The sequence below is a fragment of the Actinomadura sp. 3N407 genome, from assembly GCF_052245875.1.
In the GTDB taxonomy this organism is placed as follows: domain Bacteria; phylum Actinomycetota; class Actinomycetes; order Streptosporangiales; family Streptosporangiaceae; genus Spirillospora.
The window spans coordinates 1-12,636 of record NZ_JBQQBP010000032.1 but is presented as its reverse complement, the minus strand read 5'-3'; the positions used below and the strand labels follow the sequence as shown (position 1 = coordinate 12,636).

7 protein-coding genes and 2 pseudogenes are annotated in these 12,636 nt (G+C 66.5%); 6 read left to right on the top strand and 3 right to left on the bottom strand.

What is annotated here, in order from left to right; translation table 11 throughout:
• Positions 1 to 61: 61 nt before the first annotated feature.
• Together ACTWPP_RS42010 and ltrA (ACTWPP_RS42005) are read right to left on the bottom strand one after the other, a co-directional pair.
• Positions 62 to 880, bottom strand: a complete 819-nt coding sequence (locus ACTWPP_RS42010; RefSeq protein WP_443110061.1) for an alpha/beta fold hydrolase — start codon at positions 878 to 880, stop codon at positions 62 to 64.
• 673 nt (positions 881 to 1,553) lie between these two features.
• Entirely contained in the window at positions 1,554 to 3,023 is a 1,470-nt protein-coding gene (gene ltrA, locus ACTWPP_RS42005) for a group II intron reverse transcriptase/maturase (protein ID WP_443110060.1), read from the bottom strand.
• Between the two features lie 665 nt (positions 3,024 to 3,688).
• Between ltrA (ACTWPP_RS42005) and ACTWPP_RS42000 the strand changes: the two are divergent.
• From ACTWPP_RS42000 to ACTWPP_RS41990, 3 genes and pseudogenes are all read left to right on the top strand, one after another.
• Positions 3,689 to 4,429, top strand: a pseudogene (locus ACTWPP_RS42000) (IS30 family transposase); the annotation flags it as partial.
• A gap of 613 nt (positions 4,430 to 5,042) precedes the next feature.
• A complete protein-coding gene (gene ltrA, locus ACTWPP_RS41995) occupies positions 5,043 to 6,494 on the top strand; it encodes a group II intron reverse transcriptase/maturase (RefSeq protein ID WP_443110059.1) in 1,452 nt (483 codons plus the stop codon).
• A gap of 115 nt (positions 6,495 to 6,609) precedes the next feature.
• Positions 6,610 to 7,047, top strand: a pseudogene (locus ACTWPP_RS41990) (IS30 family transposase); the annotation flags it as partial.
• Between the two features lie 664 nt (positions 7,048 to 7,711).
• Here ACTWPP_RS41990 and ACTWPP_RS41985 read toward each other — a convergent pair.
• Entirely contained in the window at positions 7,712 to 8,380 is a 669-nt protein-coding gene (locus tag ACTWPP_RS41985) for a RidA family protein (RefSeq protein WP_443110058.1), read from the bottom strand.
• Positions 8,381 to 8,404: 24 nt separating this feature from the next.
• Here ACTWPP_RS41985 and ACTWPP_RS41980 point away from each other — a divergent pair, with 24 nt between their 5' ends.
• The 3 genes from ACTWPP_RS41980 to ACTWPP_RS41970 all read left to right on the top strand — a co-directional run bounded on the left by ACTWPP_RS41980 (position 8,405) and on the right by ACTWPP_RS41970 (position 11,839).
• Positions 8,405 to 9,364: a PDR/VanB family oxidoreductase gene (locus ACTWPP_RS41980; RefSeq protein ID WP_443110057.1), complete on the top strand. Its 960-nt coding sequence runs from the start codon at positions 8,405 to 8,407 to the stop codon at positions 9,362 to 9,364.
• Between the two features lie 27 nt (positions 9,365 to 9,391).
• Positions 9,392 to 10,597, top strand: a complete 1,206-nt coding sequence (locus ACTWPP_RS41975) for a flavin reductase family protein (RefSeq protein ID WP_443110056.1) — start codon at positions 9,392 to 9,394, stop codon at positions 10,595 to 10,597.
• 675 nt (positions 10,598 to 11,272) lie between these two features.
• On the top strand, positions 11,273 to 11,839 hold the full coding sequence (locus ACTWPP_RS41970; protein WP_443110055.1) for a transposase: 567 nt from the start codon (positions 11,273 to 11,275) through the stop codon (positions 11,837 to 11,839).
• Positions 11,840 to 12,636 lie beyond the last annotated feature (797 nt).

The following is a 12,636-nucleotide window of genomic DNA, read 5'->3' as shown; positions in this document are numbered from 1 at the left end:
CCACAACGCCGGGAGGGCGCCCCGATCCCGGGGCGCCCTTCCGAAATCGCTAAGGGTGGTTCTATGCAACGACGCCGGCCAGGAAGGCCAGAACAACCTGTGCTACGTCCTCTGCACGTTCCTCCATGAGCGGCACGTGCCCGCCGACGATCTCCGCCACCTGGACGGACTTTGCGTTCGGGTACCCGTTCTGCAACCGCTCGGTGTGCGGGTAGGACACCGGGTCCTCTGTTGCAGCAACGATCAGGATCGGGCAGGTGACCAGGCCGACGCGCTCCTCCATCATGTAGCGGCTACATGCCAGGTGCCCATTCTTCGGGTCGAGTCCCGGAGCGAGAACGTCGCGGACGAACCGGTTGAGGATGTCCGGACGGCCCACCGGGTAGGCCGGGTACCGGTCCTGCCAGAACTGGACCAGGTGGCTGCCATCCTCCTGGGTAGTGGCGGTGTCCACCTTCGGCTCGCTCTCGGCCGCGCGGGTCGCCGCATCCATGTACTCACCGGCGGACAGAACCGCGGCGGTGACGCGCTCGGGCGCCCTCGAGGCGACCTCTGAGGCGACGAAAGAGCCGGTGTGATGGCCAAGGACCGCGAACTTCTCCAGCTCGAGAGCGTCGGCCAGCGCCAGCACGCCCGTGGCGTACATCTCGATCGTCTGCGGCTCGGACGGATCGGGCTTGGCCGACATCCCGAAGCCGTACATGTCCATGGCGATGACCCTGCGCGAGGGCGCCAGCAGTGGAACCAGCTCGGCGAACTCGTCAAGGGACCGCGGCGTCTGGTGCAGGACGATGATCGGCTCTCCCTGGCCCGCTTCCACGTAGTGCAACTGCCCCAAGGCGGTGTCCGCATATCCGTACTTCATCTCAACGCCTGTCATGGCTAACTTGTGTCCCCTGACCGACTAGGAGTGGCGGCTGAGCGGCCAGTCTTGCTGAGCGGGCAGCCGGCTCCGGAGCCTGTGGCCCGGTCAGTGAACCGACGCTCGCAGCTGCCGGTTGGCTCCAGGCGACGGCGGATGTCGTTGGTCGTTCGCGGCGTGCCGTTGCGACTGAAGAAGATCGGGTGCTCGGGTCCTCGGAGACCAGTTCACCAGGCGCCGTCGCAGCACCTCAGTGGTGAACGAAAGCACCGACACGGTCCGTGTCGACGTCATCGTCTTCGGGTGATGCCGAGGTGCCGAGCATGACCTCGATGATCTGCTCCAGTTAGCCGTCCGGCGGTGGACCCGAGAATCCGGGGCCTCGGAGCCAGCCGCGCACGGCCCCACTCTAATTGCCTCGACCTGGCCGATGTCAGCGCCATCGCCTGCTTCGGGGACTTGCGCATCCGAGCGATGTCGCGGCCGGGGGTCTTCCGCTGCGCGTCGTAGAGGACGGCGAATCCGAGGGTGAGGCTCAGCACGGTGTGCGCCTGCCCGGCTTTTCTTCGTCACGGCTGGTTGAGTCGGCCTGGGGCGCGGTGCCGGGATTGCTCTTGGTCCGTTTCCCCAGGCCGCTCGCCGAACCCGCCGTGCCGATCTCTCGGCAACGGGCTCTCCACGGCTTCTGCCGTCAGGTGTGGTTGGGTGTGGTCCAGGGGTTGGGGATCTTGCTGCCTCGGTATCGGTATCGGGTGACCGGGACCGAGGCGATGTTGAACAGTTCGATCCCGTCCGCGGTGGGTCTGCGCCATCGGCCGGTGGGGCCGGTGAGGCGTCGGCGGACGTCCTTCCATTTCCAGCGGTGCAGGTGCATCCACCAGCGGACCACCCGGTGCCAGACGAAGTTCTCCAGGGAGTCCAGGGTGTGTTTGCAGACCGCGTGCCGGAAGTAGTTGGCCCAGCCGCGCATGATCTGGTTCAGCTTGATCAGCACGTCCCTGGGACGCTGTTGGGACAGCCTGTGTGTCAGGGCACGGATCTTGTCCTTCAACGACCGGACGGGCCGGTCGGCGATGAAGGTGTAGACGTACCACTTGTTCGTGCCTCGCTTGCGGCGCCACTGGATGCGGAACCCAAGGAAGTCGAACGCCTCGCTCATGTGCGCGATGCGGGTCTTGGCTTGTGAGAGCCGAAGGCCCAGCGGTGCGAGCACATCAGCGATGTCTTCGCGCAGGGCGTGGACGTCGCCGCGGGTGCCGTGCACGAGCACGACGAAATCGTCGGCGTAGCGGACGATCCGCCAGTTCGGCAGGCCCTTGGCGCGGCGTCTGGCGCGTCGGCTCGGGGTGCTCATGGCCCCGCCCGGCCGCCAGGGCCCGTGCAGGTGCTCATCGAGCACCGACAGGGCGATGTTGGCCAGCAGCGGGGACAGGATGGCCCCTTGCGGTGTGCCGGCGTAGGTGTTCTGGTGCTGGCCGAGTTCGGTGAGGATCCCGGCCTTGCAGAACGCTTTGACCAGCGCGAGCACCCGCTTGTCCTTGACCCTGGCCCGCACCCGGTCCATCAGGGTCGAGTGGGAGATGGAGTCAAAGCACGCCTCGATGTCGGCGTCCAGCACCCAGCGGTATTGCTTGGTGCCGTAACGCTGGATCTCGGCGATGGCGTCGTGTGCCCGCCGCTTGGGCCGGAACCCGTAGGAGACCGGCTGAAAGTCGGCCTCGAAGATCGGTTCCAGCACCAGCTTCAGCGCCGCCTGCACGACCCGGTCCGCGACCGTGGGAATCCCGAGACTGCGGACCTTGCCCGACCCGCCCGGTTTGGGGATCGTGCGCTCCCGCACCGGCAAGGGCCGGAACGAACCGTCTTTGAGGCTGGTTCGCAGGTCGTCCAGGAACCCCAGGACCCCGATGCGCTCCTCGACATTGGTGACCGTCAGGCCATCGACGCCGGGAGTTCGGGATCCGGTGTTGCCCGCGACCCGGTCGAACGCCACGATCAGCGTCGCCGGGTCGTGCACGAAGTTGAACACATCGTCGAACCTGCGGCCGGGATCGGCCGCCGCCCAACGGTGAAGCTTGGCCTGCATCTCCGATACCCGCGACCACGACCCCGCAGGGGCGTCATCGTGGGCGCCGCCGTTCGGCGGCGCGTCTTTCGGCATTGCAGCATCCGTCCCTTCTCGAAACCGCTGCCGCCCTTCCCCATGTGGCCAGCTCTCCTGCCCTCGGAGTACTACGGCGGCTCCGCCCCGCCCTGGACCGGTCGGCGGTCGGTGCACCCAGCCCGACCACCGCACTGGAGGCGCAGCGGACGGGCAGGACCAGGGCGGTTCCCGTGTTCACTGTGATTCGCTCGACGAAGGAGGAGTCCGGCTCGGTCCCTGCGGCATCACCACGGTTACCCCGCAGCACTTCACCGTGGTCTCCCGGCCGGCCGCCGAAGACCGGCCCAGGAGTTCCCCGCCCGAAGGCGGGTGCGCACCGCTCCCGGCCCCTATCCACCAGATTTTGAGCCGGTACACGCTTGAGAGACGTAAACGCCGGTTCCTTGCGTACTCCTTTCCGTCACGTTCGCCGGACCCGCCCCATCTGGCGGTACTGACACGTCCCGGCTTTGTCAGGGCCGCTTGCCGCCCTCCCCGGCACCACCCGGATCAGGCTGCCCTCAACTCCACCTCCCCGCTGCGACAGGGAAGGCGGTGAAGGTCTCTCACCTCCACTCGAATCAACAGCACCTCACGGCGCACTCGACGACGGGTGAAAACTGACCCCCAGGCGACGGGCGGGTTCCAGTACTTGTCGCAACACTCCTGGTATGTGAAGGGGTGTGGAGTTGGGACGACGGGGACGCAAGCGGCAGCTGGAGCTAGAGGACGAGTACTGGAAGTTGATCCTCGCCGGTGTCGGGACGGCTGAGGCGTGCCGCCAGGTGGGGATTGGCCGCAAGACCGGATACCGGTGGCGGGCCGAGCGGGGCGGCATCCCCCCGGCCCGGGTGGCCGAGGGGTCCCGGTCGTCTCGGTACCTGTCGCTGCTGGAGCGGCAGAGGATCGCCACACTGCGCGAGCGTGGCCATGGGGTGCGCGAGATCGCACGTCGGCTGGGCCGGGAACCGTCGACGGTTTCGCGGGAGCTGAAGCGCAACATGCGTCCGCACGACCAGGGCATCTACGACGCCGACCTGGCGCACGCCCGTGCCCGAGGCAACGCACGCCGTGAACGTGCCGGCAAGCTCGTGCGCGACGACGGGCTGCGCGCCGTGGTGCAGGAGAAGCTGGAGCTGGAATGGAGTCCGCAGCAGATCGCCGCCTGGCTGAGGGCTGAACACCCCGACAAGCCCGGGTGGCACGTCTGTCACGAGACCATCTACCAAGCCCTCTACTACGGCGGGAAAGGCGGCCTGAGCAGGACACTCACTCAGCGATTGCGTACCGGGCGGCCGCTGCGCAAGCGCCGCCGGCGGACCGATCAGCGCCAGATCCGCTTCATCTCTCCCGCGGTGCTGATCGATGCTCGCCCACCCGTGGTCGAGCTCCGCAGCCGGATCGGGGACTGGGAAGGTGATCTGGAGCGCCACGAGGCGCCATGCAACCGAGCGGAGGTGAAAGGACTCCGTCGCTGCGCTGTCGCAGCAGCGTAACGAAGCTGGGGGCAGGCCGATCCGGGAGACGCCGGTGAGGCCGGCAAGCAGCCCCGACAACGACGGGACGGGCCAGCACTACCGGATGGCTCGGGTCCGGCAAGCGAGACGGGAAGGTGGACGAGAGGAACCAGCGCTGTCACGCCCCTTAAGTTTCCCGCCAGCTCGAAATCCGGTGGATATGGGCTGGATCGCGGTGCGCACCCGCCCGTCATCACGGGCGGGGAACTCCTGGGCCGGTTTCAGGTCGCCAGCCGGGAGGCCACGGTGAAGGTCTGCGGCGTAGTCGTGGCGATACCGCAGGGGCATAGCTGGCCACCTCACCCGACGATCGGTTCATGGTGAACGTGGGAACCGTCCCTGGGTTCCCGTCCGTGCCCGGCCGTCCAGGCCGGTCGCAGCGGGTTGGCGCGTTGTCCGCCGATGGCCCGGGAGCGGGGCGGAGGACCCGTAGTAGTCCGAGCCGGGGAAAGCCCGTGCACATGGCGAAGGGGTTCAGCGGATTCATGCAAGCGAGACACTGCAATGGACGGAGACGCTGGTGAATACCGGTGAGCCGTGGCCCGACCCGTTCTGGGCGGAGCGACGGGTACGGCGGATGCAGGCCAAGCTGCACCTGTGGGCGACCAACGATCCTGGTCGCCGGTTCGATGATCTGTACAACCTCATCCATCACCCCGACTTCCTCACGGTCGCGTGGGCGAGGGTGAGCGGCAACAAGGGCGCACGGTCGCCGGGGGTGGACCGGGTGATCCCGGCCGCCATCGGCGGTGAGGCCGAGGTCACGGCGTTCCTGAACGATACGCGCGAGCAGCTGAAGGCCCGCACGTTTACGCCGTTGCCGGTCCGGGATCGCATGATTCCCAAGGCCGGGTCACCGGGGAAGTTCAGGCGTCTGGGCATCCCGTCCGCGATGGACAGGCTCGTTCAGGCCGCCCTTGTGCTGGTGCTGGAACCGATCTTCGAGGCGGACTTCAAGCCGGTGTCCTACGGCTTCCGCCCGAAGCGCCGGGCTCAGGACGCGATTGCCGAGATCCACGCTTTGGGCTCCCGGAACTATCACTGGGTGTTCGAGGCCGACATCGCGGCTTGCTTCGACGAGTTGTCCCATTCGGCGATCCTTGGCCGGGTGCGGCGGCGGATCGGGGACAAGCGGGTTCTGGCCCTGGTCAAGGCCTTCCTCAAGGCGGGCATCATGTCCGAGGCGGGGCAGGTCGAGGGGACGGCGTCCGGCACGCCGCAAGGGGGCATCGCCTCGCCGCTACTGGCCAACATCGCTTTGTCAGCGCTGGATGAGTTTTTCTGCGCCAAGGACGATCACGGCACACGGTGGCAGCGGGAGAAGCACCGCAAGAACGGCGGGGCCTACTACCGGATCATCCGCTACGCGGACGATTTCGCGATCATGGTATGCGGTTCCAAGGCTCACGCGGATGCGCTCTGGGAGGAGGTCGCCGACGTGCTGGCCCCTTTGGGCCTGCGGCTGTCGGAGTCCAAGACCCGCGTGGTCCACCTGGACGAGGGGTTCGTGTTCTTGGGGTTCCGTATCCAACGGCGCACCAAGGCAGGGACCGGCAGGAAGACCGTCTACACCTACCCATCGAAGAAGGCACTGCTCTCGATCATGGCGAAGGTGCGGGCGCTCACCAACAGATCACGGCACCTGACGCTCGAAGCCCTGCTGCGCCAGCTCAACCCGGTGCTGCGGGGATGGTGCACCTACTTCCGGCACGGGGTGTCCAAAGCGACGTTCCACTACCTCGACGCCTACGTCTGGCGTCGGGTCACGGCATGGCTGCGCAAACGACACCTCGGGATCACATGGAAGGAGCTCCACCGCAAGTTCCTGACCGGCAGGCCGGGCAACCGACCGGCGGAGAAGGGGATCGTCATGTTCGACACCATGCAGGTCGAGGTCACTCGCTACCGGTGGCGCGCGAACAACATCCCCACACCATGGACGGGCATCGTGGCGGCCCTCGCCGCCACCTGACACAGAGAGCCCGTGGAGCGCCGGATGCGCGGAGACGCGCTCGTCCGGTGCGGAGGGCGGGCCGGGGAGACGGGCCAGGAGAAACCCTGGAACCGCGCCCCGGTCCGACCCCTACATCGTCGGGCGGATGAGCAAGTCGGCGATCGGGACCCTGGTCGACCGCACCAGCCGGTACGTGCGCCTTGTCCATCTGCCTATCGGCCACGCCGCCGAGGCCTTCGTGGACGCCGTCGTCTCCGTGCTGGACACGTTGCCCGACGCTGCTCGGTTGAGTCTGACCTGGGATCAAGGCTCGGAGATGGCACGGCACGACCTGCTCGCCTGGCACTTCAGCGACGGCGTCTACTTCGCCCGGCCCGCCAGTCCATGGCTGCGTGGTACCAACGAGAACACCAACGGGCTGCTCCGCCAGTACTTCCCGAAGGGCACTGACCTGCGCCGCTTCACCGCAGCCGACCTCACACGCGTCGAAGGCCTCCTCAACCACCGGCCGCGACGGATCCTCGGCTGGCGCACTCCCACCACAGTGTTCGCTGAACGTCTGCAATCATGAAGCCTCGCTGTTGCGACGATCATGCGAAACCACCCTGGAACCCGCCCGTCCCCAGAGGGTCAGAATTCAGCCGCCGTTGACAACGGCGAGCTTCTTGATCAACTGGTCGACCTTGCTCACAGTGTTCTCAGGCAGCGTGTTGCCCCTCAAACCGCCTTGACCAGCTGGCGTATGTTGCGCTCGTACAGCGCCCGGGTACTGGATGGCAGCTTGCCCTCGAGATCGAGACTTGCGAGCCATCCTTCAACGAGACTCGTGAACGAACTGTCGGCCGTGACCTCACCCGACGAGCGGTAGGTCGACCGCTCGGCGAAACCGTCATGAGGCTGCGCTCAGCCTCCCGCCTTGTTGCTCCTCTGGCCGAGATCCGGCTCATCCGGCCGTCATCGTCGCTGTACCGGGTGCGGCTCGGTACGGGCCACTGGCGACCTTGGCGGGTGCCGGTGGGAGTGCGCCTGAATTGCGCCAGCGGAAGCGGCCCCGTGGAGATCCGTGGCTCGGACCGACCCGGGGCCGCGGCTATGAAACGCCGCCGCGGCCCCACGCAGGCCTCGGAAGCTGGGCCTGCTCGTCGAACAAAGTTCCCCGAATCAAGTTTCACGGCCTCGGCGTCGACCTTGCAGCTCTACATCTGGCACCGCGACGCTCACTCCCGCGACGGTCGCTATGACTCGACGAGCTCTCGACGAGAGCCACGAACCGCCACGGCCTCGAGTTCCACCTTCATGTCAGGAGAAGCGAGTAGGACGTCGGCGACCAGCGCCGCGGCCGCGGGCGGAGCGTCGCCAAAGGCTTCCGACACCGCAGCGGTGAGTGCATCGATGTCATTGATGTCGACCAGATAGGGACTGATCCAGACGACCTCATCGAGACCCGACCCCTCACGTTTGAGTAGGTTCTCAATGTTCGCGATGGTCTGACGCGCTTGCTCCGCCGCGCTCTCGCCGAGAGTCCCGTCCTCCCTGTGGCCACCGATCCCGGAGACAAAGATGACCCGCTCATTGGCGAGTGTGAGCGCGGCCGGATGGGGAGTGCCCCGAGGACGGAACGACTTCCAGACTGACAACTGCTGACCTCCTTCATGGGCGGTCGCCGAACGCGACGGCGACGAGCGACCTGGGACGAAGTCTGGCGTGTTCGGCACGGCCGAACCGTGGCGACGACACCCGAATGGCATCACAAGTAGCTGAAACGGTTCGGGCCCACGGTCCGGTGAGCGGTCCACGCCTTCGCATCGTCGGCGTGCCTGTCCGAACATCTTTGTGATCCGGCTCACCACATCAGGAGACAACGACATGAACGGCACCTTGACGCTACCCACGGACAGCGGCATCGCCGCGGACAGGAAGTCTGTGCGGTGAGCGACGCGCTGCCGGTGGAAGTCGCAGAGGTCATCGCCGAGACCCCCGCGATCCGGTCCCTGAGGCTCAAGACGCTTGATGGGACGCCGTTCCCGCCGTTCCCGGCAGGTGCTCACATCGACGTGACAGGACCGACGGGCGTGCTGCGGCAATACTCCGTTGCAAGTGACCCGAGCGATCAGTCCTCCATCGTGATAGCGGTCAAGCGTGAAGCATTGTCCCGAGGCGGCTCGGAGGCCTTGCACCAGGTCTCAGCGGGGGACCATCTCAAAATCGGGAAACCTCGCAACCTGATGCGTATCGCCGACGACGCGGACAGACATCTCCTGGTCGCCGGGGGCATCGGCGTCACCCCGCTGCTAAGCATGGCCTACGAACTCCACAGCCGCGGGGCCGATTTCGAGCTGCACTACTTTGCCCGATCGCGGGACGACGTCGCCTTCGCTGACCTGCTCGAGCAGCGTGTGGAGTTTCGCGACAACGTCACACTGCATATCGGTCGGCCCCGCGAAGAGCACGCGAGCGTTCTGACACCGCTGACCACGACCCTCACCGCAGACAGCTATGTGTACACCTGTGGCCCCGACGGCTTCATGGCCCAGGTCACGAACGTCTTCACACCGGTCGTAGGTGCCGACCACGTCCACGTCGAGCACTTCGTGGCGGAAGACATCGATACCACTGCTGATCGCGCTTTCACGGTCGAGCTCGCGTCTGGAGAGACCTTCCAGATCCCGCCCGACCGCTCGATCCTGTCAGTACTCGAGGAGAACGGGATCGAGGTCTTCAAGTCGTGCCAAGAGGGGATCTGCGGCTCCTGCGTCTCAGGCATCCTCGAGGGCGAGGCAGATCACCGCGACAGCTGCCTGTCGGCCGCTGACAAGGCGGCAGGCAACGAGATCGCACTCTGCGTGTCCCGCGCGCTCTCCGACAAGCTCAAGATCGAGCTCTACTAACCGGATCCACTGAAGGGAGAAGTCCCAATGACAATTCAGACCGGGCGGAACGCCACCCAGTCGACCAGCACCTCTTCACCGAAGTCGCGCTGGCGCACGGTTCTGGGACAGTACCCCACGGGAATCACCATCATCACCAGCATCGATCAGGCCGGGCAGCCGGTCGGGATGATCGTTGGTACCTTCAACTCGGTGTCGGTGGACCCGCCGCTGGTGGGCTTCCTCGCGCAGAAGACCTCGACGACGTTCCCCCACATCGAAAGAAGCGGCCGTTTCCGCGCATCCGTCCTCGGAGCGGGACACGAGAGCCTCTGCCGCGACTTCTTTGCGTCGGCAGTCGAGGACCGCTTCACAGGGGACGTCTGGGACTACGACGAGCACGGCATCCCTCGGCTCAAGGATGCTGTGGCCTGGTTCGACGCCACCGTTCACAGCGTCTTGCCTGCGGGCGACCATGTCATGGCACTCGGGGAAGTGAGCGATCTCGGTCTGGGTCCGCGGACCGGCGGGATGCCGCTGCTGTTCCTTAACGGCGGCTACGGCTCGTTCACAATCCCACGGATGGAGTTCGACTTGGACGACTTGGGCGGACGGCTGCGCCATGCCACCGTGCTCGGGGACGCCGTGGAACAGTTGGCGACTGATCTTGGCGTTGAGTGTTCTTTGTCGACCGTCGTCCGCGATGAGGTCGTCGTCCTCACCGCTGCGGACGCGCGATCGCCCCACATCGGCATGTGCTTCCCCTTCGCGGCCCCAATGGCGCCGGCGTTCGCCGCGTGGTGCGGCCCCGATCTTCGCCACACGTGGGTCGAGAATGCGCGACACCTCATGGGCCGAGTCGACACCGAACTCATCGAGGAAACCCTGGCCCTGGTCCGGGAGAACGGATACGCGATCTCTTTTGGCCACACGATGAGTGAGCACTTCGACGCCGTTGTCTCATCCGCGCACCGTGATCGCGCCGTGCTCGCACCGTTGTGGGAGGCGCTCACAACCGAGTACGCCGGATACTGCCGACACCCCGAGCCCGCGGAGCACGCAACCCTGATCCAGGTTCCGGTGTTCGGTGACGACCGATGTGTCGCTCTTGAGCTCGTTGTGAGCGGGTTCGGTCCACGCACTCCTCGTAACCGCTTCCATGAGATCGTCGCTGGCTCCCTCGACTGCAGCGCCCTGTTGACCGCCATGATTGGTGGCAGCGCGCCACCGGACTATGCGCCCTCCCTACCGTGACAGACAACTGAGCATGCGTGCCGATCGCATCGCGTGCAGAGGGGGTTCCGTGCCACCTATGGAACAGCGGCCCATTCACCCCGCGATGTGGCGTTCTGGTCGCGCACTGCAACGGGTGTCACAAAGGCGAACTGCGTCGAGCCCGCCGTCCCATGTCGCGCAGTGAAGTGAAGTGACCGCATCGCAGTCATCACGGACACCGCGGTCGTGGCTCGCGCTTCGGGCGGGCGTTTTCTACGGCGCCGAGGTCGCGGTGACTCTCACTGCACAATGAGCCGGGTTCTCAACACCGAGGTGTGCCCTCAAGGGTCATCCGCAGCGGTGTTCGGCCGACAGAGAATTGCACGCGGCCCCACAGCCAGGCACCCATGACCCGCCGCGGAGTGGCTGCCGGCGTCCGTCCCGAAGGGACAGTCGACCGAAGCCGGCTCGGTAGCCCGGTCCACCGGGACTCGGAGTGCGCCTTGAGGCGATTCGCGCGCCCAACCCTCTCGGGTGACGAACACCGCATCGTCGAAATGCGCCCGATCCAGGGCCGCGAGGGCATCCGAATTGACGGCGACGACCAAGACCTCGGGATGGCGGGCGGGGCACCGGGCGAGTCCAAGGGATGCGGTCTCGTGGGGCCTCCCATGAACGATGACATCAGCCGACGTGTCTCACAGAGGGTACGCCGTGACGTTCGACGACCTTGCCGCCGGGCGCGGCAACACCGTGCACCGCCCGCGGATCGTCCAAGCCCTGGACATCGGCCGCCCACCCGAACACGATCTGCGCACCATCATGGACGCGATCCTGTATGTCGACCGCACCGGCATCCCCTGGCGCTACCTGCCGCACGACTACCCGCCCTGGCAGACCGTCTACGGCTACTTCCGCACCTGGCGCGACGAGGAGCTGTTCACCCGACTGCCCGGGTTGCCGCACCGGCTGGTGCGCGTCCACCAAGGCCGCCCCGCCGAGTCTTCCGCCACCGTGATCGACGCCCAGAGCGTCAAGACCTCCACCCAAAGTTCCGGCCGCCGACCAGAGCATCGACGCCGCCAAGAAGATCGCCGGCCGCAAGCGCAGCATCGTGGTCGACACCCTCGGACTGCTAGTGGCGGTGCTGGTCACCGCCGCCTCCGTCCAAGACTCGATCGCAGGCACCACCCTGATCGACCGGCTGGCCACCGACCATCCCGCGATCCGCTAGACCTGGGTGGACCCGAAGGCCAGCGACTGCTGGCTCGGCATCGTTAGGCAACCAATCGGCACCCCCGCCGATTGGTTGCCCATCGTCAACACGTCAGCACCCAGCAGCATCACCTGCGGACGACCTCCGTCAAATCCGCCGATTCCAGGGACTTCACAGGCCCCACACCCGCCCAAGCCGCTGATCATCCTTCGACCGGAACACCCATCACGAAATCGCGAGCCGCGCACACCACTCCCCATCGTGCTCCCGTTGCTCCCGCCCTGAACCGGGAGCAACGGGAGCACGGAGGGTTCCCGAACCGTCCTGACCGGGTGCCAACGAGCGTCAACGACCGCCGCTGACCTGCGACATCTCGAAAAGCCGCAGGTCAGTCATGATCGCGGACGACCTTGACACGGTAGAGGCCACTGGTTCAATCCCAGTATCGCCCACCAAACCAGCCCAGGTCAGGCGGCAGACGCCGAGCACCAGCAGCTCGCCGTGCACCCGCCGGTAGCCCCCGCTCGGGTTCTCCCGCTCCAGGCGAAGCACCAGCAGTCGAACGGAGCGGACGGTCGGTGGACGGCCCGGCCGCGCGGATCTGGATCGGGCGGCGCACCGGCCCGCGATGAGGTCACGGTGACAGCGCAGCACCGTGTCCGGCCGTGCCAGGGGCCGCATCCGCCGCAGTGCGCCGGCAGGTAAACCGGTGCGGCAGCGCCGCGAAGGTGCTCGCCATGAGGTGCCCCGGATCTTCCGGACAGGGCCCCAACTAGAGTTGGGGAGAGAACCGGAAAGGAAGGCCGTTGGCACGACAGAGGCGGCATTTCACCCAGGAGCACAAGGACGAGATCGTCCGCAT

What these genes read in the sequence shown, in the direction of transcription:
- ACTWPP_RS42010 (WP_443110061.1), bottom strand. Translation starts at nt 880, where the DNA reads ATGACAGGCGTTGAGATGAAGTACGGATATGCGGACACCGCCTTGGGG.
- ltrA (WP_443110060.1), bottom strand. Translation starts at nt 3,023, where the DNA reads ATGCCGAAAGACGCGCCGCCGAACGGCGGCGCCCACGATGACGCCCCT.
- ACTWPP_RS41985 (WP_443110058.1), bottom strand. Translation starts at nt 8,380, where the DNA reads ATGCCGCTGTCCGTGGGTAGCGTCAAGGTGCCGTTCATGTCGTTGTCT.
- ACTWPP_RS41975 (WP_443110056.1), top strand. Translation starts at nt 9,392, where the DNA reads ATGACAATTCAGACCGGGCGGAACGCCACCCAGTCGACCAGCACCTCT.